Origin of the sequence: Quadrisphaera setariae (genome assembly GCF_008041935.1) — a bacterium.
In the GTDB taxonomy this organism is placed as follows: domain Bacteria; phylum Actinomycetota; class Actinomycetes; order Actinomycetales; family Quadrisphaeraceae; genus Quadrisphaera; species Quadrisphaera setariae.
Genome location: NZ_VKAC01000001.1, coordinates 327815 through 349812 on the forward strand (window position 1 = coordinate 327815; position 21998 = coordinate 349812).

The window sequence follows — 21998 nt, forward strand, 5'->3', positions numbered from 1 at the left end:
CAGGCCGACCGCGTCTGCGGAGGGCCGCGGGAGCCAGCATGGCCGACCCTCGGGAGGTGCCGCCAGACAGGCCGGCGTCCCCACCCGCTGTCCCTCCTCGGAGGAACGTCATGGGCAGCGCATCGCGCGCTCTTCAGTGGATCTCGTCTCCCTCCGAAGAGACACCATGCCCAGTCCTTCAGGGGTGGAGCGGACGCTGGGGGCGGACGAGCTCATCGTGAGCAAGACCGACCTGCAGGGCCGGATCACCTACGCCAACGAGTCGTTCCTGCGCATCGGTGCGTTCACCGAGGAGCAGGTGATCGGCAAGCCGCACAACATCATCCGGCACCCCGACATGCCCCGAGCGGTGTTCAAGCTGCTCTGGGACACGGTGCAGGCCAAGCAGGAGCTCTTCGCCTACGTGGTGAACCTCGCTGCCGACGGCGCCCACTACTGGGTGCTCGCCCACGTGACGCCCTCCTTCGACGCGTCCGGTGCGGTGGTCGGGTACCACTCCAACCGCCGCAGCCCCCACCCGCAGGCGCTGGCCGCCATCAAGCCCGTCTACCAGCAGGTGCTCGCCGAGGAGGCCCGGCACTCCAGCGGCAAGGCCGCCACGGCCGCCGGCGCCGAGCTCATGGCGCAGCTGGTCGCCCGCTCCCACGGCTCCTACGACGAGTTCGTGTGGTCCCTCGAGCCGCAGCTGGCGGGTGCCCTGTGAGCCCCCTGTTCCGCCGCGGCGGAGCCGCCACCACCGGCGGCGCGGCTGCTGAGCTGGCCGTCCACCGCGCCCTGCTGGCCGAGGTGCGCCGCACCTGCCAGGCGGCCGCCTCCGGTGACCTCGAGGCCCGCGTGCGCTCCGTGCCCGGCATGGCCGACGCGTCCGACGCCGCCGACCTCGCGGCCCTGCGCAACGAGGTCAACGCCGCGCTCGACGTGGCCGACGCCTTCGTCCGCGAGTCCAGCGCGTCGCTGACCGCGGCCGCCGAGGGCCGCTTCCACCGCCGCTTCCTCCTGCGGGGCATGCCCGGGTCGTTCCGCACCGCCGCCGTCACCATCAACGCCGGCGGTGACGCCGTGCGCCGCGGCGCCGAGGACGTCGCCCGCGCCGGGGTGGCCCGCCTGGCCCTCGCCGACGACTTCGAGGCCTCGGCCGTCTCCACCACGCGCGAGGTGGGCGCGGCCACGCAGGTGCTCAGCGCCGCCGCGGCGCAGGCCACCACGTCGGCCCGGCACGCCGCCGACGAGGCCGACGCGGCCCGCCGCACCATGGAGGACCTGTCGGCCTCGTCCGACAAGATCCGCGAGGTGGTGGCCGTCATCGACTCCATCGCCTCCCAGACCCGGCTGCTGGCGCTCAACGCCACCATCGAGGCGGCGCGCGCGGGCGAGGCCGGCAAGGGCTTCTCCGTGGTCGCCTCGGAGGTCAAGGACCTCGCCGACCAGACCGGCCGCGCCACCGAGCAGGTGACGCAGCAGGTCGAGGCGGTGCAGACCGCGAGCGGCTCCGCCGTCGCCGTCATCACGCGGGTGGTCGACACCATCGCGCAGATGAGCGAGGTCATCGCCGACATGGCGACCTCCGTCGACGGCGGCGACAGCGCCGCCCAGGGCCGCGTGCGCGGCCTGGCCGACACGGCCCGCCAGCTGGAGGCGCAGGTGGTGGACCTGCTCAGCGGCATGCGCCGCTGACGCGCCCCGTCCGCGGCCCGTCCGAGCCCCGCTGAGCCGCCCGCTCAGCGGGGCTCGGCGCTGCGCACGGCCGTGGAGATCCGGTACAGCGACGTCGACGCCGTCACGTACAGGTCCTGCCCGCCGGAGGCGTTCTCCGGCCCGAAGCAGACGTTGGACACCACCTCCGGCACCGCGACGCGGCCCAGCAGCTCACCGCTGGGCGCCAGCACGAGCACCGCGTCCTCGCTGGAGCACCACAGCCGCCCCTCGGAGTCCACCCGGAAGCCGTCGACCACACCTCGCTCGCACACGTGCAGCACGGCTCCGCCGGCCAGGCGCCGGCGGTCGTCGTCGCCGACCACGACGTCGAAGGCGCGGACGTGGTGGGCGCTGTCGCCAGCGCGGTCGCTGATCTTCCCGGTGTCCGCGACGTACAGGCGGGTCTCGTCGGGGGAGAAGGCGAGTCCGTTGGGCTGCTCGAGGTCCGTGGCGACGGCCTCCAGCTCGCCGTCGGGGTCGAGGCGGAAGACGTGGCAGCCGCCGTACTCCCGGTCGCCAGGGTGGCCCTCTCTGGGCTGGAAGAGCCCGTAGGTCGGGTCGGTGAACCACACCGACCCGCGGCGGTCGACCACCACGTCGTTGGGGGAGTTCAGCCGCGCCCCGCGCCAGCGGCTGACCAGCTCGGTCACGAGCGGCTCGCCGCCGGGGCCCTCGGGGGACGGCTGCTCCAGCTCCACCCGGCGCCGCCCGTGCGAGCACTGCACCACGCCGCCGCCCGGCCAGCGCGCCCGCCCGTTGGTGTGCTCCACACCGCTGCGGTGCACGCCGCTGGCACCCGTGCCCGGCTCGTAGAAGAGGATCCGGTCCCCGGGGATGTCGCTGAACCTCACCACCCCGCCGTCCGGGCCCTCGTCCGGCAGCCACACCGGCCCCTCGGTCCAGGTCGAGCCGCCCACGAGGTGCTCCAGCCGCGCACCCGGAGCCAGCAGGGGCACCAGGGACGCGTCGACCCCGTCGACACCTCCGGCCCCGGCAGTGGCGTCACCCCCGTCGTCGTGCGTCGACCTGCTCGGCCCGCTGCTCGTCGTCCCCATGTCAGAAGCTCCCCCCGCCGCCGAACGACCCTCCGCCACCACCGCCGAAGCCTCCGCCCCCGCCGAAGCCTCCACCTCCGCCGCCCCAGCTGCCGCTGCCGCCGAAGCCGCCGCTGCGGCCGCCACCGCCCCCGGAGAGGATCCCGCCGAGGATGCCGCCGATGACCGCGCCCTCGAAGGATCCGCTGCTGCCGTACCGACCCCTGGTCGGGGCGGAGCCGTAGCCCCCACCGCCGCCGTTCCAGCCCGACCAGCTGCCGAGGTCGTCGTCGGCCTCGCGCTGGGCCCGCTCGGCCATCGCGTCGGCCTGCTGCGCCGCCGCCAGCGCCCGCACCGGGTCGGAGCCGGCGAGCTGCTCGGCGGTGGAGAGCTGCTCCTCGGCGCCGGCCAGCAGCGCCCGCGCCTGCCCGCCGACCGCACCGCGGCGGGTGCGCACCAGCGACCGGGCCGCGGCCACCTCCGCCCGTGCCGCCGGCAGCGCCTGCTCCAGCTGGGCGCGGGCGCGGGAGGCGCGCTGGCCCTCCTCGCGGGCGCCCGCCAGCGCTGCGTCCAGCGCGCTGTCGGCCTCGTGCACGCGTCGCAGCGCCGTCTGCGGGTCGCGAGGCCCGTCGGTGCGGGCCGTGGACGCCGCCTGCTCGGCGCGCCCCACCGCGCCGGCCAGGTCGCTGCTGGCCGCTCCACCGCCGGCGCCCAGCACCGCGCGGGCCTCGGCCAGGTCGGCGTCCAGCTCGGCCAGGGCGCGGGGCAGCGCGTCCACCGAGGTCTGCAGGTCGCGGGCGAGGGCGTCCACCGCGTCGAGGAGCTCACCGGTCTGCCGCAGCGCGTCCCTCACGGCCTGCACCGCCACGGCCGCCTCGCCGTTCGCGCCCGCCGCCTGGCGCTCCCGGGCGGTGGCCAGGCCCTGGGCGGCCAGGTCGAGCAGGCGCGAGGCGTGCTCGTCGTCCCCGTCGACGCTCGTGACGGCCGCGGGCGCGTAGCGCGCCTGCAGGTCGGTCAGCCGTCGGCGCGCGTCCGGCAGCCGGTCGGCCAGGCGCGAGCGGTCGGACTCCAGGGCGGGCAGCACCTCGGGCAGGCGGCGCTGGAGGTCGCGCAGCGCCTCGAAGGCCTGCGACTGCTCGTCGAGCGCGGCGTCGGCCGCCTGCGCGTGCTGCAGCTGCTGGGTCAGCAGGGCGCGGCGCGCGTCGTCGTCCAGGGGCCTGCTCTCGAGGTGGTCCCCGGGGTCGGCGAGGCGCCGCTGGATCGCGAACGCCTGCGCCAGCTCCGCGCGGGCGCGCTGCACGGCGGCCACGAACGGTGCGGTGGCCGCGTCGCCGAACTCGGCGCGGGCGAAGCCCAGCTCCGCGTCGGAGCCGTCCACGGCGTCGTCGGCGGCCACCAGGGCTGCCGACGCCTGCCGCTCCAGCTCGGGCAGCGGCACCGGGGGGGCTTGCGGCACGCCGCCGGGGCCGCCTGCGCCACCCGGGCCGCCGACGAGGCCCGCGCGCCGGCGCTTGCGGGAGGCGCTGGACAGCAGGCCGAGCACGAGCAGCGCGAGCCCCAGCACCACGACGACCCCGACGATGACGAGACCCGTCGGGAAGCCCGAGCCGCTCGAGCTCCCGCCGTCCGAGGTGCCGGACCCGCTGCCGCTCCCCGAGCCGGCCCCGGTGCCGTCGGCGGCGCGTCCCAGGCCGTTGACCGCCGCCGTGACGGCGCCGTTCCAGTCGCTGCGACCCAGCGCCTGCTTGACGGCACCGTCCATCACCGACGCCACCTGCGACTGGCTGAGCCGCCCGCCGGTGAAGCCCTCGTACCCGAAGGCGCGCTGCTGCACGGCGACCGCCAGCAGCACGTCGCTGCCGCTCAGGCCGCTGCGCTGCGCGGTCTCCCGCGCCCAGTCTGGGCCCTTCTGCCCGTCGAAGGAGTCGACGAAGACCACCCACAGCGTGATGCCGGCGGCGTCGCGCAGGGTCTCCAGCTGCTGCTGGGTGGCGGCCTCGTCGAGCACGCCCGCGGTGTCGGTGATGGCGCTGTCCAGCTGCTGCGGGGGCTCGGCGAGCGCCGGCCCGCCCGTCCAGAGCACGGCGAGCAGGGCGAGGACGGCGGCGGTGAGACCGCGCGCGCGGGCGGTGCGGAGCACCCGCCGATCCTCCCGTGGCCGCCGGGGCGCCGTCCACGGGGCGTCCGCTGCGCCGGGCCCGGTGGCCGTCGTCGTCGTCCCTCGCTGGCACGGGGGCGCCCTGTGCCAGTCCAACTGGCACAGGGCGCCCCCGTGCCGGTGCAGGACCGGCGCAGAGCCACCCCGTGCTGGAGCGGGCCGGATCGGGACGACGACGAGCGCGGCCAAGCAGCGCCGCTCGCGCCCGGCGTGCACTGCAGCCTGGTCGTGCACGCCTGCGACTGACCGCGGCCACCTCTGGACGTGACCGAGGTCAGTCGCGGCGGGCGGTCCCTGCAGCGGTGCATCCGCAACTGACCGGGGTCACCTGCGGGCGGTCACCGCGGCCAGCAGCGACGGCGGACCGGCGCGCCGGCACCGGGTCAGCGGCACCGGCTGGCCTCAGCGGCGCCAGGCGGCGGCGCGCCAGGCGCCGGGACCCGGCGCCGGAGGCACGCGCAGCAGCGTGGGCTTGTCGGCCCACAGGTCCGGACCCGGGTCGGGCTCCATCGAGCTGTTCCGCACCGAGGCGGCCGCCGCGAGCGCCGCGACCAGCGCCACGACCTCCTCCTCGGTGGGACCGCCGGCGACGACCTTGACGACGTCGTCCTCGGACGGCCCGGTGGGCCCGGACGTCGCGCTCGTGCCTGGGAGGCTCACAGCGGGATGTTCCCGTGCTTCTTGGCGGGCAGCTGCTCGCGCTTGGTGCGCAGCGCGCGCAGCGCTCGCACCACGTGGGCGCGGGTGGCCGACGGCTCGATGACGTCGTCGACGTAGCCGCGCTCGGCCGCCACGTAGGGGTTGGCGAGGCGCTCCTCGTACTCCTGCACGAGCCCGGCGCGCACCGCGGCGACGTCGTGGCCCTGCTCCGCGGCGGCGCCCAGCGTGCGGCGGTGCACGATCTCCACGGCGCCCTGGGCGCCCATGACGGCGATCTGCGCGGTGGGCCAGGCGAGGTTGACGTCGGCGCCGAGGTGCTTGGAGCCCATGACGATGTACGCCCCGCCGAACGCCTTGCGCGTGATCACCGTGATCTTCGGGACGGTGGCCTCGGCGTAGGCGTACAGCAGCTTGGCGCCGCGGCGGATGATGCCGTTCCACTCCTGCTCGGTGCCCGGCAGGAACCCGGGGGTGTCGACCAGCGTGATGACGGGGATGCCGAACGCGTCGCACAGGCGCACGAAGCGCGCGCCCTTCTCGGACGCGTCGATGTCGAGGGTGCCGGCCAGCCGCGCGGGCTGGTTGGCGACGACGCCGACGGAGTGCCCCTCCACGCGCCCGAACCCGACGACCACGTTGGGGGCGAACAGGTCCTGCACCTCGAGCAGCTCGCCGTCGTCGAGGACGTGCGCGATGACCTCGTGCACGTCGTAGGGGACGTTGGCGGAGTCGGGCACGAGCGCGTCGAGCTCGAGGTCGGCGTCGGTGACGAGCAGCGGGTCGGTGTCGTCCAGGGGCGCCAGCACCGGCGCCTCGGACAGGTTGTTGCTGGGCAGGTGCGCCAGCCAGTCCTTGACCCACGCGATCGCGTCGTCCTCCGACGGCGCCATGTGGTGGGCGACGCCCGAGACGGCGTTGTGCGTGTGCGCGCCCCCGAGCTCCTCCATGGCGACGTCCTCGCCGGTCACCGTGCGGATGACGTCGGGGCCGGTGACGAACATGTGCGAGGTCGCCTCGACCATGACCACGACGTCGGTGATGGCGGGGGAGTACACCGCGCCGCCGGCGCACGGGCCCATGATCAGCGAGACCTGGGGGACGACGCCGGACCCGCGCACGTTGCGCAGGAAGATGTCGCCGTACCCGGCGAGGGAGGAGACGCCCTCCTGGATGCGGGCGCCGCCGGAGTCGTTGATGCCGATGACGGGGCAGCCCACGCGCAGCGCGTGGTCCATCACCTTGACGATCTTCGAGGCGTGCACCTCGCCCAGCGACCCTCCGGAGACGGTGAAGTCCTGGGAGTAGACGACGACGGGGCGCCCGTCCACCGTTCCGTGGCCGGCGACGACGCCGTCCGTCGGCGGACGCTCGGGGGAGCCCTGCGAGGGGTCTCCCCACAGCGCGCGGGAGTGCGCACCCACCTCCACGAAGCTGTCCTCGTCGAGCAGCGCCTCCAGGCGCTCGCGGGCGGTGCGCTTGCCCTTGGCGTGGTGGCGCTCCACGGCCCGCGCCGACCCGGGGGACAGGGTGGCCTCGCGCCGGGCGCGGGCGTCCGCCAGCTTGCCGGCGGTGGTCCGCAGGTCCGGTCCGGTGGAGGTGGTGGGTCCGCCGTCGGTCCCGCGAATCACAGTCACCCCGCGAGGGTAGCCAGGTCGCGTCCGACGGGCCTCAGCCGTCGTGGACCGCGGCCTCAGCCGTCGAACCGCAGCGGCGGCAGCGCGGCCACCTCCACGGGGAGCACGAAGACGGAGCCCGAGGCGGGGTGGGCGTCCAGGTCGACCCCCTGCGTGGAGGTGGTGACGTAGAGGACCGCCCCGCCGCGCGTGCCGTCGTCGTCCTGACCGGTCCCGCCGAGGGTGCAGGCGGTGACGCCGGGCACGCCGACGTCCACGCGCTCGCTCAGGCCCCCGCCGGCGTCGAGGCGGACGACGGCCCCTGCGCCGTTGAGCGCCACCCACACGCCGCCCTCGGCGTCGACGACGAGCCCGTCGGGCACACCACCCGGGTCTGCGCCGAGCACGTCGGCCAGCCGCACCCACGGCTCCCGGTCGAGCACCTCGCCCGTGCCGGGCGCCACGTGCAGCAGCGAGACCTCCCCCGACGGCGAGTCGACGTGGTAGGCCCGCTGCCCGTCGGGGCTCCAGGCGAGGCCGTTGGGGATGGTCAGCCCCTCCAGCGCGACGTGGGCGCTGCCGTCGGGGTCGAGCCGCCACAGCACCCCGACCGGCTGGCCGCCCTTCGCGCTGCCGCCGTAGGCCATCGAACCGCAGAAGAACCTGCCCTGCGGGTCGCAGCCGCCCTCGTTGAAGCGCAGGTCGGGGTCGTCCCACAGCGCCGGGAGCATGTGCGGCTCCTCCCGCCCTGACAGCAGGTCGTCCAGGCTCTCGACGAGCGCGAAACGGCGCCGCGCGGCCACGACCCAGCCGTCGCCCGCGGCGCCCGTGCGGGGGCGGACGCAGGCCAGGGCGTCGGCCACGTGGCGCTTCGCGGTGGACCCGCCGGGGGAGACCGCCAGGAGGTCGCCCTGCTCCAGGTCGACCGCGAGCAGGCGCCCGCCGTCGGCGTCCCAGACGGGGCCCTCCCCGTGCTCGGCGATCGGCGCGGTCAGCTGCTCGGCGGTGGGCACCCCTCGACGCTAGGCGAGGACGACGACGACCGCGCAGCGGCGGTGAGGTGCAGGGCGAGGTGAGGATGGAGCCCGTGAGCACCCCGGGACGCTGGAGCGACCTCGACCGACCGCCGCTGTCCGCGGAGGGGCTGGGCCGGGCGCTGCTGGCGCCCGCCGGTCCGCTGGCCAGGCTGGAGGTGCTGGAGCAGGTCGGGTCCACCAACGCCGAGCTGCTGGCCCGGGCCGGGGCCGATCCCGGGGCCTGGCCCTCGCCGTCGGCGCTCACCACCGACTCCCAGACCAGCGGCCGCGGCCGGCTGGGACGGCAGTGGGAGGCGCCGCCCCGGTCCGGGGTGGCGCTGTCGCTGCTGGTGCGTCCCCAGGCGCCCGTGGAGGCGTGGGGGTGGCTCCCGCTGCTCGCGGGCGTGGCCGTGGTGGGCGTGGTCCGCGACGTCGCCGGCCTGCCCGCTCAGCTCAAGTGGCCCAACGACGTGCTCGTGGAGGACCGCAAGCTCTGCGGGATCCTCGTCGAGGTCCTCCCGGGTGCCCCGGCGGGAGCGGGCCCTGCCGGCGTCGTCGTCGGCGTGGGGGTCAACACCACCACGCGGCGCGAGGAGCTGGACGGCGGCGGGCTCCTCGGCGCCACCTCCCTGCGCCTGGAGGGGGCGGCCTCCACCGACCGCGACGTGCTCGTCCGCGCCCTCGTCCGCGCGCTGGCCGCCGAGGTGGCCCGCTTCGAGGCCGCCGGCGGCGACGCCGCGGCCAGCGGCCTGACCGCGCGGGCCGCGGAGGCGTGCACGACCCTCGGCCGGGACGTCGTCGTCCACCTGCCGGGCGGCACTCAGCTGCGCGGCACCGCCGAGGGCCTCGACGGCGACGGACGCCTCCTGGTCCACGCCGAGGGCTCCGCGCCCCAGGCGCCGCCGGTGGCCGTGTCCGCGGGCGACGTCGTCCACGTGCGCTGAGCCGCCTGCCGGCCCGTCCGCTGGTCGGCGGCTCGACCACCCCGCGCCGGTCAATACCCTGGCCGGTGTGAAGCGCGTGCTGCTGGTCGAGGACGACACGGCCATCTCCGAGCCGCTGGCCCGCGCGCTCAAGCGCGAGGGGTACGAGGTCGACGTCCAGAGCGACGGCGCCGGCGCCCTGGCCTCGGCGCGGCGCCAGCTCGACCTGGTGGTGCTCGACCTGGGCCTGCCCGACATGGACGGTCTCGACGTCGCCCGCCGCATCCGCGCCGACGGGGTGGCCGTGCCGATCCTCGTGCTGACCGCCCGCTCCGACGAGGTCGACCTCGTGGTGGGCCTGGACGCCGGCGCCGACGACTACGTCTCCAAGCCGTTCCGCGTCGCCGAGCTCCTCGCCCGGGTGCGGGCGCTGCTGCGCCGCGGGGACACCACGGCGCTGCTGCTCGCCGGCCGCGACGTGCGGCTCGACCCGACCGCTCGACGGGCGTGGAAGGTGGCCGGGGACGGCGACGTCGACGACGCCGGCAACCCCCTGCAGCCCGGGCAGGAGGTGCCGCTCCCGCTGGCCGCGAAGGAGTACGAGCTGCTGCGCGTGCTGCTGCGCGAGGCGGGCACCGTGGTCCCGCGGCAGATCATCATGGAGGAGGTCTGGGGAGCGGAGTGGTTCGGCTCCACCAAGACCCTCGACATGCACGTCTCGTGGCTGCGCAAGAAGCTCGGCGACGACGTCGGCGACCCGCAGTACATCACCACCGTGCGCGGCGTCGGCTTCCGCTTCGAGCGCGACTGACGCGCTGACCCCGCGTCGACCAGGGGCTGAGCAGCAGTGCACCGCCGCGTGCAGGCGGCCACCATGGCCGCCGTCGTCCTCGCCGTCCTGCTGCTGGGACTGCCGCTGTGCGTCGCCGGCCTCGTGCTGCAGACCGAGCAGGCCCGCACCAGCGTCCAGGTGCGCGCGGACGCCGTCCTCGCCGCCGCCAGCAGCCGCCTCGCCACCGGGAGACCCGTGGACCGCGCGCTGCTGGAGGAGCACACCCAGCGCGACGGGCGCTGGCCGGCCAGCGTGGTGGTCGACCTGCCCGACGGCACCACCGTGGAGGCCGGCCCCGACAGAGCCAGCTCCGCCGTGGTGGGGCGCGCCGGCACCGCCGACGGGCTCGCGGTCAGCGTCACCGCCGCCCGCGGCAGCCTCTGGGCCGCCGACGCCCAGCTGGTGGTGCTCGTGGTGGGCCTGGCCGCGGGTGCCGTGGCCGCGGGCTCCGCCGTCGGCCTGGTGCAGGGGCGCCGGCTCGTGCGGCCCCTGGAGGACCTCGCCGACCGCGCCGAGCGCCTCGGCTCCGGCCAGGTGCCCACCACGCCGCCCCCCAGCGGCGTGGAGGAGGTCGACTCCGTGGCCCAGGCCCTGGTGCGCAGCGCCCAGCAGCTGCAGGCGCGCCTCGCCGTGGAGCGCCAGTTCGCCTCCGACGCCAGCCACCAGCTGCGCACCCCCCTCACCGCCCTGTCCATGCGCCTGGAGGAGGTGCTCGCCACCACCACCCAGCCCGCCGTCGCCGCTGAGGCCCAGGTCGCCCTGGAGCAGGTGGAGCGCCTCTCGGGCGTCGTCGACGACCTCCTCGCGCGCGCCCGGCTGCAGGCCAGCACCCCCCGCGAGCCGCTGGCCCTGGCGGGCGTGCTGGAGCAGCAGCGCGAGGAGTGGCGCCCCGCCTACGAGCGCGCCCGCCGAGAGCTCGCCGTGGACGTCCCCTCCCCGGCCGCCCGCGTGGTGGCCGGCGCCGGACCGCTGGCCCAGGCGCTCGCGGTGCTGCTGGAGAACAGCCTCGTGCACGGCGGCGGCACCACGAGCGTGAGCGTGCGGACCAGCAGCGAGCGCGGCGGGGACTGGGTGGTGCTCGAGGTCAGCGACGCGGGGCCGGGGGTGCCGGAGGACCTGGGCGGCCGGATCTTCGAGCGCTCGGTGAGCGGTGCGTCGGGCACGGGTCTGGGGCTGCCGCTGGCGCGCGACCTCATCACCGCCGAGGGAGGCCGCCTCGAGCTGGCGCGGACGCACCCCGCCACCTTCGCGGTGTTCCTGCGCGCCGCCCCCTGAGGCGGTCTGCCACCTCGGGCCTCAGGCGCGGACGGTGTCGCGGCCGGGGTGGGGCTGGCCCGCCCGGCCGGTGCCGCGCGGGCGGCGGAACACCCACAGCCGGTACGCCACGTAGCGGAACGCGGTGCCCAGCCCGATGCCCACGAGGTTGGCGGCGTTGTCGGCCAGCGGGCCGCGCAGCCCCAGCACGTAGTGGCTGGTGGCGAGCACCGCCAGGCCGATGAGCAGGGCAGCGGCGTTCATGAGCACGAACATCGCCAGCTCCCGCAGGGCCGCCGGCCGGTTGCGGTGGCGGAACGTCCACCACCGGTTGCCGGCCCACGCGAACACCGTCGCCACGGACGCCGAGACGACCTTGGCGGTGAGGGGCTGGTCGGCCAGCAGGCCGCTGCCGCCGAACCGCAGCAGGTTGAAGAGGCCGACGTCGACGACGAACGCCAGCCCGCCCACCACGCCGAACGCGCCGAGCTCCCGGCTGTGCGCACGCCAGAGGCGACCCACGAGGGCGCGGGCGCTGGCGACCGTCTGCACCCCTCCACCGTAGGCGCCGCGCAGGCGTCGGGCGGGTGCGAGCGGTGTGCTCGGGCCCACGCCGGTCCCCTACCCTCGGGGGCCGTGACCGCCACGCCCGCTGCCACGACCCCGGCCACCCCCGCTGACCGGGCCAGCGACGCCCGCGACGGCACCGCCGGGGCCACCGAGACCACCTTCCCCGTCGTCGCCGTGGTCGGGGCGGGCCAGCTCGCCCGGATGACCGTGCCACCTGCGGTGGGCCTCGGCGCCCGGCTGCGCGTGCTCGCCACCGACCCGGACGAGTCGGCCGCGCAGGTGGTGCCGGACGTGCAGCTCGGCAGCCCCGACGACCTCGCCGCGCTCCGGCGCCTCGCCCAGGGCGCCGCCGCGCTCACCCTCGACCACGAGCAGGTCCCCACCGAGCACCTGCGGGCGCTGGAGGCCGAGGGCGTCGCCGTGCGGCCCGGGCCCGACGCCCTCGAGCACGCCCAGGACAAGCTGCTCCTGCGCCGCCGCCTCGACGCGATGGGCGTGGCGGGGCCGGCCTGGGCGGAGGTGCGCTCCGCCGACGACCTCCGCGCCTTCGGCGAGCGCGCCGGCTGGCCGCTGGTGCTCAAGACCCCGCGAGGGGGCTACGACGGCAAGGGCGTCCTCGTGGTGGCCTCGCTCGACGAGGCCGCGGCGTGGCTGGAGCGGGCGGCGGGGGAGCCGCTGCTGGCCGAGGAGGCCGTGCGGTTCACCCGGGAGGTCGCCGTGATGGTGGCCCGCTCGCCCTCGGGACAGGCCGCGGCGTGGCCCGTGGTGGAGACCGTGCAGGTGGGCGGCGTGTGCCGGGAGGTCATCGCCCCGGCGCCGGACCTCGACGACGACCTGTCCGCCCAGGCCACGGCGCTGGCGCTGCGCCTGGCCGGCGAGCTGGGCGTCACGGGGGTCATGGCCGTCGAGGGGTTCGAGGTGCCGGCCAGCCCCGCGACGGACGGCGCCTCCCCGAGGTTCCTCGTCAACGAGCTGGCCATGCGGCCGCACAACAGCGGCCACTGGACCATCGAGGGCTCCGTGACCTCGCAGTTCGAGCAGCACCTGCGCGCCGTGCTGGACCTCCCGCTGGGCTCGACCGCGCCGCGCGCCCGCTGGACGGTGATGGTCAACGCCCTCGGTGGCGACTACCCCGACCTCTTCCACTCCCACCTGCACGTCATGGCGCGCGACCCCGCCGTCAAGGTGCACCTGTACGGCAAGTCGGTGCGGCCCGGTCGCAAGATCGGGCACGTGACTGCGTGGGGTGACGACCTCGACGCCGTGCGCGCCCGCGCCGCGCACGCCGCCGACTACATCACCGGCACCGTCGACGGCTGAGCCTGCTCCTGTCGCCCATGATCACTGTGATCATGGGCGCTGCGCGCACGGCCCGCCGTGATCATGGGCGTTGTGCACACGCCGCCGCCGTGCCGCAGGTGACCGCGCTCACCTGCAGCACGGCAGTGGCAGGGTTCCTGCGTGGAGACGACGCCACCCGCCCGGCCCGCAGCCCCAGCGCCCGACCTGCGGGTCGAGGGGTGCACCGCGCTCGTGCACGGCCTCAGCGGTGACGACGGTCCGGACGGCATCGGCTTCGCCGAGGACGTCGACGTCGAGGTCAGCGGCGGTCTCATCACGCGCGTCGGCCCCGCGCGCGACAGGTCGGAGCCCCGGGGCGCCCCGCCACCCGCGGAGGTGCTCGACGGGCGGGGGCTCCTCGCCGTCCCCGGTCTCGTCAACTGCCACACGCACGCCGCGATGGTGCTGTTCCGGGGGGCTGCGGAGGACGTCGACGTCCACACCTGGTTCAACGGGCGGATCTGGCCGATGGAGTCGAACCTCACCGAGCGCGACGTGGAGCTGGGCGCCCTGCTCGCCTGCGCGGAGATGCTCCTCGGCGGGACGACGACGTTCGCCGACCACTACTTCCACATGGATGCCGTGGCCCGTGCCGTCGAGGTGAGCGGCGTCCGTGCGGACCTCGGGTGGGCCAGCTTCTCCTCCGACGGCCCAGCGGGGCGCGAGCGAGGGCTCGACTTCGCCCTGCGCCAGCGCGGAGCGGCCGCGGGCCGGATCACCACGAGCCTGGCGCCTCACGCCCCGTACACGGTGACCGAGCCGGACCTCGCGGTGGTCGCGGAGCAGGCGCGCGAGCACCACCTGCCGGTGCACCTCCACGCCGCGGAGACGCTGGAGCAGACGCGGGCGAGCCTGGAGCGCACCGGTGCCACCCCGGTGCAGGTGCTGGCACGCACCGGGCTGCTCGACGTCGAGGTCCTCGTGGCGCACGGCACCGGCGTCGTCGAGGCGGACCTGCCGCTGCTGGCCCAGGCCGCTGAGCGCGGCCTGGTGGGCGTGGCCTCCAGCCCGCGCTTCTACCTCAAGGCGGCCCACGGGACGACGCCCATCCGAGCCCTGACCAGCGCAGGCGTGCCCGTAGGGCTGGCCACCGACGGCGCCGCCAGCAACGGCGACCTCGACCTCTGGGCGAGCCTGGAGGTCACCTCGCTGGTGCAGAAGTCCCTCGGCGGCGAGGGCGACCCGACGTGGATGACCAGCCGGCAGGTGCTCCACCACGCGACCACCCAGAGCGCGCAGGCCCTCCACCTCGCCGACCCCCGCTCCTCCCGCGGCGCGGTGGGTCGCCTCGCGCCGGGGTTCCGGGCGGACGTCGCCCTGCTGGACCTGTCGGCGCCCCACCTGCAGCCCGTGCACGACCTGGCCGCGACGCTCGTGCACGCCACCCGTCCCGGTGACGTCCGGCACGTGGTGGTGGACGGTCGGGTGGTGGTGCGCGACCGTCGCGTCCTCACCGTGGACGTGCCGGCGGTGCTGGAGGAGCTGCGCCCCCGCCTCGCCGCCCTCACCCGGCGGGACGTCGGCCGCATCCAGACCTACCGGCCCTAGGACGGCGAGAGCCCCGGACGCGGTCAGCGTCCGGGGCTCTGGCCGTCGGGGTGTCGGGTGTCGTGGGGGATCGGTCAGGCGACGCGCGCCATCCCCTTCGAACGGCGGGCGATGCGCACGTGCACCCTGCCGCGCACGTCCGGACGGCTCAGCACGGTGGCGAGGTCGCGGCTGACCTCCACCACGGCGGCGTCCAGGGCGAGCAGGTCCACCTCGGGTTCGGCGGTGACGTCCAGCTCGGCGATCAGCTGACCGCGCTCGGAGACGACCTTGCCCGACGCCGAGCGGACCCCGGCGACCTCGGCGATGACCTGGGCGGCCACGGCGGCGGCGGCGTCGCCGTCGAGGGCCAGGGACCCCTTGGACGAGGAACCGGGCAGGCGCAGGGCGTCCGTGCCGCGGTGCGGGACGTGCGCCAGCAGCCACCACAGGGCCAGCAGCCCGAGCACGAGCGCGCCAGCGGCGGTGGCGTAGGGCCACCAGCCCTGCTGGGCGGCATCGGTCGCGCCCTGGGTGGAGATGGACTGCGGCCCGCTCAGGCCGACGTCGTCGAGCAGTCCGAGGCCCCAGGCGCCGACGGCGGCGCCACCGGCGACGAGCACGAGGCCCAGCACGAAGATCGCCAAGCGGTCGAAGCCCGCGGTCTTGCGGCTCATCTCAGGCTCCCTTCGAGCTGGTGGAGGAGGACACGGTCACGCGCGGAGGGGAGACCAGCGCCGACAGGGCGCGGTCCACGTCGCGCTGCACCGCGGAGGTCGTGGCGCTGTCGCCGGTGCTGGTGACGTCCACGGTGACCTTGCGGCGGGTCGCGGTGGCGGAGGCGTCCAGGACCCCGTCCACCTGCCGGGCGGCGCCGGCGGCGAGGCGGGCGACGTCGTTGGTGGTCAGGTGGGCGCCCAGGTCGCCGCGGAGGACGAGGGCTCGGCGCTTGCGCCGCGCGAAGGCGGTCACCAGCAGCACCAGGCCCAGCAGGACGGCGACGGCTGCGGGAGCCGCCAGCCACGTGGCCGGGGCCAGCCCGTCGGGTGCTGACAGCACCGCGCCCAGCCAGGTGCTCTGGCCGCCGTTGAGCCGGACCCACGCGTCCTGGCCCAGCACCACGGCGACCCCGAGGAGGAGGACGGCCAGCAGCGGGCCGAGCCAGCCGATGGTGCCGGCGCCGGTGGGCAGCGCCGCCGGGCGCAGCGGGCTGCCCTGGCCGGTCGCCTGCTGGCCGCGGGACCGGGTGCCCTCGGAGGTCGGTGCGGTGGGCGTGGTCACTGGACCCTCCTCGTGGCGGTGGCGCGCTGGTCGCGGACGACGGCGGAGATGGTGACGGTGACGGCGTCGGTCTCCACCGCGGCGAGCTGGGCCAGGCGGGTGGTGACGTGCTCGCGCACCTGCTGGGCGACCTGCGCCGCCGGGTGGGGCCAGACGAGGGCCACCTCGAGGGTGATGCGGGCCCGGTGGCCGGCGACCTGCGCCGAGGCGCGCGGCAGGGTGCGCCCGACGGCGCTCGTCAGCTGGTCGCTGATCTGGGACCCGAGGCCGGCAGCCTTGGAGGCGCTCTTGTTCTGGGTGGTGGTGGCCACGCCGGTGACCTCCATGGCGGCCGCCCGGGCGATGGCCACCACGACGCGCTCGGCGACCTGGAGGCTGCCGCGAGAGCCGGGTTCGGGCAGCGCCTGAGGTTCGGGCAGCGCGCTGGGCGCGGTGGACGTGTCGGTGCTCATGGCGGCCTCCGTCAGCCGCGGCCGCGGCGGCCGAGGGCGGACAGCACGTCGATGCGGCCCTCCACCTGGGCGCCGATGAGCCAGCCGACGACGCCGAGGACGAGGGCGGCGACCAGGCCGCCGAAGCCTCCGGCGATGCCCGCGATGGCCAGGAGCAGGCCGGCGAGGGCTGCGGCCCAGGAGGCGGGGACTGCGTTCGTCATGGGGTTCTCCTCCGAGTCGGTGCGTGGGACCGCCGGCTCGAGGGAGGGGCGGTCGAGTGGTGGGGTGCGGGCGGGGCGCTGGTCCGACCAGCGGCTGGTCGAGGGTGCAGCGCCCCGCCCGCAGGGGCGGCTCAGGCGCGCGGCGCAGGAGCCGCGAGGTCCTCCACGTGGACGTGGACCGGCTGCGGGGCGACGGCAGGACCGAGCGCCTCCACCGCGCGGTGCACGGCCTGTGCCGTGGCGCGGATGTCAGTGGTCGTCTCCAGCACGAGGTGCACCGAGGTCCCGTCCTCGCGCAGGGCCACCCCCGCCACCCGGCGACCGGGCAGGAAGGTGGCGACTCCCCCGAGGGGGCCGCTGTGGAGCGCGGCCACCCCCGGGACGGCCAGCACCGCGGCGGCGACGACGTCGACGGGCTCGAGCACGCGACCCTCGATGACGGTGTCGTCCGTGGTGCTGAGGACCTCACCCGGCACCGGGGTCCGCGCCTCCGCGTCGACGCGGCCGGGGTCCGCGGGGCTGGTGGGAGTCAACGGGTGCGTCACTGCACCCGGGCGGGCTTGGCCGGGGCGACGTCCTCGTCGTCGTCCTCGGAGGGGATGTGGACGTCGTTGACGTCGATGTTGACCTCGGTGACCTCGAGGCCCGTCATCCGCTCGACCGAGGCGACGACGTTGCGGCGCACGCCGGCGGCGAGGTCGGCGATGGAGACGCCGTACTCGGCGATGAGGTCGATGTCGACGGCGGCCTGCTTCTCGCCGACCTCCACCGAGATGCCCTGGGAGTGGTTGGTGGTGGCACCCGGGATGCGCTCGCGCAGGGCGCCGATGGCGCGGGAGGCGCCGCCGCCCAGGGCGTAGACGCCGTTCACCTCGCGGGCGGCGATGCCGGCGATCTTCGACACGACGGTGTCGGCGATGGTGGTCGAGCCCTGCGCGCTGGTCAGCGCGCCCGGCTTGGCCGAGCTGACGACGGCGGTGCTGGTCTTGTCGGTCGTGGTGGACATGTCTGGCGTCCTCTCCTTCGTCGGCCTTTCGGCCGTCTCATCGGGTCTTCCGCGCTCGCCCCGGGCGGTGGGCCCGGAGTGCGCGACACATGCTGAGAGTCAGGTGGTGCCGGATCGTCACGGTCGACTTCGTGTGACCTGGGTCACAGATCGCGACGGCCTCGGTGGAAGCGTGCACCAGCCGTTCGGATCGCGCACGACGAGTTCCGGTTGCCGCCCCCGGACGGTGGTGATCTGCTCCGAGGGCACGGCTCGGACGGCGAGCCACGACCCGCGGGAGCACGCCATCACCGCCGACGACGACCGCCCGCCCGCGGGCAGCGACGCCCCGGAGGAGCCCGTGTCGTCACCTGCCGACGACGACGTCCTCGCCCGGCGCGCGCGCGTCGGCGACCGGGACGCGTTCGCGCAGCTGGTCGACCGGCACGGTCCGGCCCTGCACCGCTACGCGTCGCGCATGCTCGACGACCCCAGCGAGACCTCGGACTGCCTGCAGGACGCCTTCGCCGACGCCTGGCGGGGCCTGCCCGGGTGGGAGGGGCGCGCGGCGGTGAGGACCTGGCTGTTCACGCTGGTCACCAACGCCGTGCGTCGGCACCAGAGCCGTCACCTGCGCAAGACCCCGCGGCCCGTCGAGGACGAGCAGCTGCGCACGCGCGTCGGCGCGAGCTCCAGCGGCGACCCCGCCCGGATCGTGGAGATGGACGACTTCGTGCGCGCGCTGGACGCCGCACTCGGCAGACTCCCAGCCGGGCAGCGGTCCACGTGGCTGCTGCGGGAGGTGGAGGGGCTGTCCTACGCGGAGATCGCCGAGGTCAGCGCCACCACCCCGGACGTCGTGCGCGGTCGCCTGTCGCGAGCGCGCGCATCCCTCGAGGTCGCGATGGAGGACTGGCGATGACGGGCGAGGAGCGCTCCGCGAGCGGACCGGCCGCGGGCACCCCGGACGACCCGGGCAGCGCCGCGCCCCGGACAGCAGGGGCCGAGCGCCTGGCGGCCGCCACCGCTGCCATGCGCCAGCACACCGACCGCGGGTGGGAGCAGGTGCGCGGCGACGTCGTCGCGGCGGCGCTGCGGGCCTTCCGCCCGTCCACCCCGGTGCGCGCCGTGCACGGCGCCGGCAGCTTCACGGTGGCGTCGGAGGTGGTCGTGACGGCGGTGCGGCGGGCGCTGGAGCCCCTCCGCGACGCCTCCGCGGACGCGGTGCGGCTCTCGACGGGCGACGACGACAGGCTCGAGCGCATCGCCGTGTCGGTGGTCGCGGCCTACGGGTCGCCGCTGCTGGCGGTCGCCGACGAGGTGCGCCGGCGCACCGCTGCCGCGCTCGAGGCGGTGCTCGGCGCCGAGGCGCTGGGGTCGGCCGCGGAGGCCGTGGTGGAGGTGGACGTGCACATCGGGGGCGTCGAGGTCGACCCGCGCCGCCTGTAGGTGGTGGGTGGTGCCGTCGTCGCAGGTGGGAGGCTTGGTCCGTGAGCACGTCTGAGCAGCCGCTGGTCGGCGTCGTCATGGGTTCGGACTCCGACTGGCCGGTGATGGGCGCGGCCGCGGAGGCGCTGGCCGAGTTCGGGGTCCCGCACGAGGTGGACGTCGTCTCGGCGCACCGCATGCCCGAGGAGATGATCGCCTACGGCCAGCGGGCCGCCGGGCGCGGTCTGCGGGTGCTCGTCGCCGGCGCGGGCGGCGCGGCCCACCTGCCGGGCATGCTCGCGGCCGTCACGCCGCTGCCCGTGATCGGGGTGCCGGTGCCGCTCAAGCACCTCGACGGCATGGACTCCCTGCTGTCCATCGTGCAGATGCCTGCCGGGGTTCCCGTGGCGACCGTGAGCATCGGCGGCGCCCGCAACGCCGGGCTGCTCGCCGTGCGCGTGCTGGCCGCAGGCGGGGGTGAGCTCGCGGAGCGCCTGAGGGCCGCCATGACCGCGTTCCAGGGCGAGCTGCGCGACGTCGCCCACGCCAAGGGCGCCAGGCTGCGGGAGAGCCGCAGCTCCTGAGGTTCATCACTCGGGGTCACTGCCGTGTCTGCCGGAGTGGGGACGCTGAGTGGGCAGTCCACCGCTCCCTCGGTGACGAACCCGTCTGATGGGCCGCGAAACTCCTGGTCAGAAGATGGTCTCCTGCGGGGTGGCGGGATCATCGTGAGCGACACCATCGCGAGCGACACGCCGCGCGGCGTCCCGGGATCTGCTCGGCCGGCCACCTAGCGTCACTGACGTCCCCGCTGGGGGGAGGGGTGTCGCCGCACGGTCGCGATGCCGGACAGCCACCGGGTCAGGGTCGACGGCGGACGCCGCTCCCTGCTGCCCGGACAGCAGGAAGAGGGCACCGTGTTCGGGAAGCCGCTCGTCGCCGACATGATCAGCCGCAGTGCTGAGAACCCCGCGGACCGCCGCAACTTCCTGCGCGCCGCCGGCCTCGCCGGGCTCGGCGCCGTGGGGGCCGTGACCGCCATGACGGTGGGGGCGCAGGACGCCCTCGCCGCCGACGCGCCGATCTCCGACGGCGCGATCCTCAACTTCGCGCTCAACCTCGAGTACCTCGAGGCGGAGTACTACCTGCGCGCCACCACGGGTCAGGGCCTGCCGGACAGCCTCACCACCGGCACCAAGGCGCTCGGTGGCGTCACCGGCGGCTCGCAGGTGCCGTTCAAGGCCGGCAGCACCGTGGCCAAGTACGCCAGGGAGATCGCGGCCGACGAGCTCGCCCACGTGAAGTTCCTGCGCGGTGCCCTCGGCTCCGCCGCTGTGGCGCGCCCGAAGATCAACTTCACCGACGCCTTCAACGCCGCAGCCACCGCGGCCGGCGTCATCAAGGCGGGGGACAGCTTCGACCCCTTCAAGGACGAGACCAGCTTCCTGCTGGGCGCCTTCATCTTCGAGGACCTCGGCGTCACCGCCTACAAGGGCGGAGCCCCCCTCATCTCCAACAAGGACTACCTCGGTGCGGCCGCCGGCATCCTCGCCGTCGAGGCCTACCACGCGGGCCTGGTCCGCCGGTCCCTCTACAACCTCGGCGTCGACGTCGCGGTGATCACCAACAAGATCTCCGACGCCCGCGACTCCCTCGACGGCAGGAGCGACGACGACCAGGGCGTCCTCGCCGGCAACCCCAGGGCCTACCGCGCCAACCTCGTGCCGGCCGACAAGGACGCCATCGCCTACAGCCGCAGCCCGCAGCAGGTCCACAACATCGCCTACCTGACCGCCTCGTCCGGCGTCACCAAGGGCGGGTTCTTCCCCGACGGCACCAACAACGACGACGCGCGCCTGACCACCACCTGATCGGCAGCGCCACCGTCCGCCGACCCGTCGGTCCCTCGCAGAAGACCACCCGAACCCGTTCCAGGAGGCACCCCGTGACCAGCTCCACCCCGTCGACGCAGCGCCGGCGCACCCGCGCCGCCGCCGTCACCCTGCTCGCCGCCGTCGCCGTCGCGGGCCTGGGCGCCACCAGCGCCTCGGCCGCCACCGGCGTGAAGTTCGACCAGCGCACCGGCGGCGCCACCCGCGTCGAGACCGCCGTCGAGTCCTCGAAGGCGCTGTACCCGAACGGCGGCAGCGACGACGTCGTCCTCGTCAACCTCTCCCGCACGGTCGACGGCCTGTCGGCGTCCTACCTCGCCGGACTCAAGAGCGCGCCGATCCTCTACACGGACACCGACGCGGCGCCCCCGGCCACCCGTGACGAGATCAAGCGCCTCGGCGCCAAGCGCGTCTGGCTGGTGGGCGGCACCTCCGTCATCTCCAAGGACCAGGAGACGGCCATCGCCGGCGACTACACCGTCAAGCGCTTCGGCGGTGACGACCGCTACGCCACCGCCGCGGCCGTCGCGACCGCCGGGGAGTTCGCCCCCGAGCGCGTCTACATCACCTCCGGCACCTCCCTCGCCGACGCCGTCACGGTCGGTCCGCAGGCCTGGGCCAACGGCACCCCGATCCTGCTCACCGAGGCCGGCCGCGTGCCGGACGCCACCAAGGGCGCCCTCGACCAGCTCGGCGTGAGCTACCGCACCGTGGTGGGCGGCAAGGCCGTCGTCTCCGACGACACCTACAAGGCCCTCGGCGCGAACAGCCGCCTCGCCGGAGACGACCGCCAGAGCACCGCCGTCGCGGTGGCGGAGGACTCGGTCGCCACCGCGAACTTCACCTACGCCGGCGCGGCGCTGGTGGGCGGGGCGAACGTCAACGCGGTGGACGCCCTGTCCGCCTCCGCCCTGGCCGGCTACTACGGCGTCCCGATCCTCTACACCTGGACGCCCGACGACATCGGCGCACCCACGGCGAACTACCTCAAGAAGCACGCCGTGGACATCACCGGCCCGGGCTTCATCTTCGGCGGCAAGAGCGCCGTGTCCGACAAGGCGGCCCAGCAGGCCACCGACGCCGCGCAGTGACGCGCCCGCGCGCGCGCCCTGCCACCGCCCCCCTGACACGCTG

The 21998-nt window shown here is 75.8% G+C and carries 24 protein-coding genes; 12 read left to right on the top strand and 12 right to left on the bottom strand.

Annotated features, from left to right (window positions below; translation table 11 throughout):
- Positions 1–166: 166 nt before the first annotated feature.
- Both FMM08_RS01575 and FMM08_RS01580 read left to right on the top strand, forming a co-directional pair.
- Entirely contained in the window at positions 167–703 is a 537-nt protein-coding gene (locus tag FMM08_RS01575) for a PAS domain-containing protein (RefSeq protein ID WP_147924555.1), read from the top strand.
- The gene (locus FMM08_RS01580; RefSeq protein WP_187279458.1) at positions 700–1674 is read left to right on the top strand and encodes a methyl-accepting chemotaxis protein; all 975 of its coding nucleotides are present in this window, start codon (positions 700–702) and stop codon (positions 1672–1674) included. The genes FMM08_RS01575 and FMM08_RS01580 overlap by 4 nt, the downstream gene beginning before the upstream one ends.
- A 44-nt stretch (positions 1675–1718) precedes the next feature.
- On the opposite strand, the gene FMM08_RS01585 is transcribed toward FMM08_RS01580, so the two are convergent.
- From FMM08_RS01585 to FMM08_RS01605, 5 genes are all read right to left on the bottom strand, one after another.
- Complete coding sequence (locus FMM08_RS01585) at positions 1719–2750, bottom strand: SMP-30/gluconolactonase/LRE family protein (RefSeq protein WP_147924556.1); 1032 nt, start codon at positions 2748–2750, stop codon at positions 1719–1721.
- A 1-nt stretch (position 2751) separates the two neighbouring features.
- Positions 2752–4869: a TPM domain-containing protein gene (locus FMM08_RS01590; RefSeq protein WP_147924557.1), complete on the bottom strand. Its 2118-nt coding sequence runs from the start codon at positions 4867–4869 to the stop codon at positions 2752–2754.
- Between the two features lie 420 nt (positions 4870–5289).
- Positions 5290–5547: an acyl-CoA carboxylase epsilon subunit gene (locus FMM08_RS01595; RefSeq protein WP_147924558.1), complete on the bottom strand. Its 258-nt coding sequence runs from the start codon at positions 5545–5547 to the stop codon at positions 5290–5292.
- The gene (locus tag FMM08_RS01600) at positions 5544–7175 is read right to left on the bottom strand and encodes an acyl-CoA carboxylase subunit beta (RefSeq protein WP_369431644.1); all 1632 of its coding nucleotides are present in this window, start codon (positions 7173–7175) and stop codon (positions 5544–5546) included. Before FMM08_RS01600 ends, FMM08_RS01595 begins: the two co-directional genes overlap by 4 nt.
- Positions 7176–7237: 62 nt before the next feature.
- Complete coding sequence (locus tag FMM08_RS01605; protein WP_147924559.1) at positions 7238–8173, bottom strand: SMP-30/gluconolactonase/LRE family protein; 936 nt, start codon at positions 8171–8173, stop codon at positions 7238–7240.
- Positions 8174–8238: 65 nt separating this feature from the next.
- Between FMM08_RS01605 and FMM08_RS01610 the strand changes: the two genes are divergently transcribed.
- The 3 genes from FMM08_RS01610 (at position 8239) to FMM08_RS01620 (ending at position 11206) form a co-directional block, all read left to right on the top strand.
- Positions 8239–9120 carry a biotin--[acetyl-CoA-carboxylase] ligase gene (locus tag FMM08_RS01610; RefSeq protein ID WP_147924866.1) on the top strand — a complete coding sequence of 294 codons (882 nt, stop codon included), beginning with the start codon at positions 8239–8241 and terminating at the stop codon, positions 9118–9120.
- Between the two features lie 67 nt (positions 9121–9187).
- Positions 9188–9910 carry a response regulator transcription factor gene (locus FMM08_RS01615; protein WP_147924560.1) on the top strand — a complete coding sequence of 241 codons (723 nt, stop codon included), beginning with the start codon at positions 9188–9190 and terminating at the stop codon, positions 9908–9910.
- A gap of 63 nt (positions 9911–9973) precedes the next feature.
- Positions 9974–11206 carry an ATP-binding protein gene (locus tag FMM08_RS01620; protein WP_147924561.1) on the top strand — a complete coding sequence of 411 codons (1233 nt, stop codon included), beginning with the start codon at positions 9974–9976 and terminating at the stop codon, positions 11204–11206.
- A 21-nt stretch (positions 11207–11227) separates the two neighbouring features.
- On the opposite strand, the gene FMM08_RS01625 is transcribed toward FMM08_RS01620, so the two are convergent.
- A complete protein-coding gene (locus FMM08_RS01625; RefSeq protein WP_222710281.1) occupies positions 11228–11737 on the bottom strand; it encodes a GtrA family protein in 510 nt (169 codons plus the stop codon).
- Positions 11738–11929: 192 nt separating this feature from the next.
- Between FMM08_RS01625 and FMM08_RS01630 the strand changes: the two genes are divergently transcribed.
- Both FMM08_RS01630 and FMM08_RS01635 read left to right on the top strand, forming a co-directional pair.
- Positions 11930–13075, top strand: a complete 1146-nt coding sequence (locus FMM08_RS01630; protein ID WP_369431645.1) for a 5-(carboxyamino)imidazole ribonucleotide synthase — start codon at positions 11930–11932, stop codon at positions 13073–13075.
- Between the two features lie 141 nt (positions 13076–13216).
- The gene (locus tag FMM08_RS01635) at positions 13217–14644 is read left to right on the top strand and encodes an amidohydrolase (protein ID WP_147924563.1); all 1428 of its coding nucleotides are present in this window, start codon (positions 13217–13219) and stop codon (positions 14642–14644) included.
- Between the two features lie 74 nt (positions 14645–14718).
- On the opposite strand, the gene FMM08_RS01640 is transcribed toward FMM08_RS01635, so the two are convergent.
- From FMM08_RS01640 to FMM08_RS01665, 6 genes are all read right to left on the bottom strand, one after another.
- The gene (locus tag FMM08_RS01640) at positions 14719–15300 is read right to left on the bottom strand and encodes a hypothetical protein (protein WP_147924564.1); all 582 of its coding nucleotides are present in this window, start codon (positions 15298–15300) and stop codon (positions 14719–14721) included.
- 1 nt (position 15301) lies between these two features.
- Positions 15302–15904, bottom strand: coding sequence for a DUF6286 domain-containing protein (locus FMM08_RS01645; RefSeq protein ID WP_147924565.1), 603 nt, complete (start codon positions 15902–15904; stop codon positions 15302–15304).
- Positions 15901–16356 (bottom strand): Asp23/Gls24 family envelope stress response protein, encoded by a 456-nt coding sequence (locus tag FMM08_RS01650; RefSeq protein ID WP_147924566.1) that lies wholly within the window; start codon positions 16354–16356, stop codon positions 15901–15903. Before FMM08_RS01650 ends, FMM08_RS01645 begins: the two co-directional genes overlap by 4 nt.
- 11 nt (positions 16357–16367) lie before the next feature.
- Positions 16368–16559 carry a DUF2273 domain-containing protein gene (locus FMM08_RS01655; protein ID WP_147924567.1) on the bottom strand — a complete coding sequence of 64 codons (192 nt, stop codon included), beginning with the start codon at positions 16557–16559 and terminating at the stop codon, positions 16368–16370.
- Positions 16560–16690: 131 nt separating this feature from the next.
- Complete coding sequence (locus FMM08_RS01660; protein WP_222710282.1) at positions 16691–17092, bottom strand: hypothetical protein; 402 nt, start codon at positions 17090–17092, stop codon at positions 16691–16693.
- Between the two features lie 8 nt (positions 17093–17100).
- Positions 17101–17565, bottom strand: a complete 465-nt coding sequence (locus FMM08_RS01665) for an Asp23/Gls24 family envelope stress response protein (RefSeq protein ID WP_147924568.1) — start codon at positions 17563–17565, stop codon at positions 17101–17103.
- Between the two features lie 229 nt (positions 17566–17794).
- Between FMM08_RS01665 and FMM08_RS01670 the strand changes: the two genes are divergently transcribed.
- From FMM08_RS01670 to FMM08_RS01690, 5 genes are all read left to right on the top strand, one after another.
- Entirely contained in the window at positions 17795–18466 is a 672-nt protein-coding gene (locus FMM08_RS01670; RefSeq protein WP_255471939.1) for an RNA polymerase sigma factor, read from the top strand.
- Positions 18463–18993, top strand: a complete 531-nt coding sequence (locus FMM08_RS01675) for an Asp23/Gls24 family envelope stress response protein (protein ID WP_147924570.1) — start codon at positions 18463–18465, stop codon at positions 18991–18993. Before FMM08_RS01670 ends, FMM08_RS01675 begins: the two co-directional genes overlap by 4 nt.
- A 77-nt stretch (positions 18994–19070) precedes the next feature.
- A complete protein-coding gene (gene purE / locus FMM08_RS01680) occupies positions 19071–19556 on the top strand; it encodes a 5-(carboxyamino)imidazole ribonucleotide mutase (protein WP_187279510.1) in 486 nt (161 codons plus the stop codon).
- Positions 19557–19889: 333 nt separating this feature from the next.
- Positions 19890–20843, top strand: a complete 954-nt coding sequence (locus FMM08_RS01685; RefSeq protein ID WP_147924572.1) for a ferritin-like domain-containing protein — start codon at positions 19890–19892, stop codon at positions 20841–20843.
- 74 nt (positions 20844–20917) lie between these two features.
- Positions 20918–21955, top strand: coding sequence for a cell wall-binding repeat-containing protein (locus tag FMM08_RS01690; protein ID WP_147924573.1), 1038 nt, complete (start codon positions 20918–20920; stop codon positions 21953–21955).
- Positions 21956–21998: the final 43 nt, after the last annotated feature.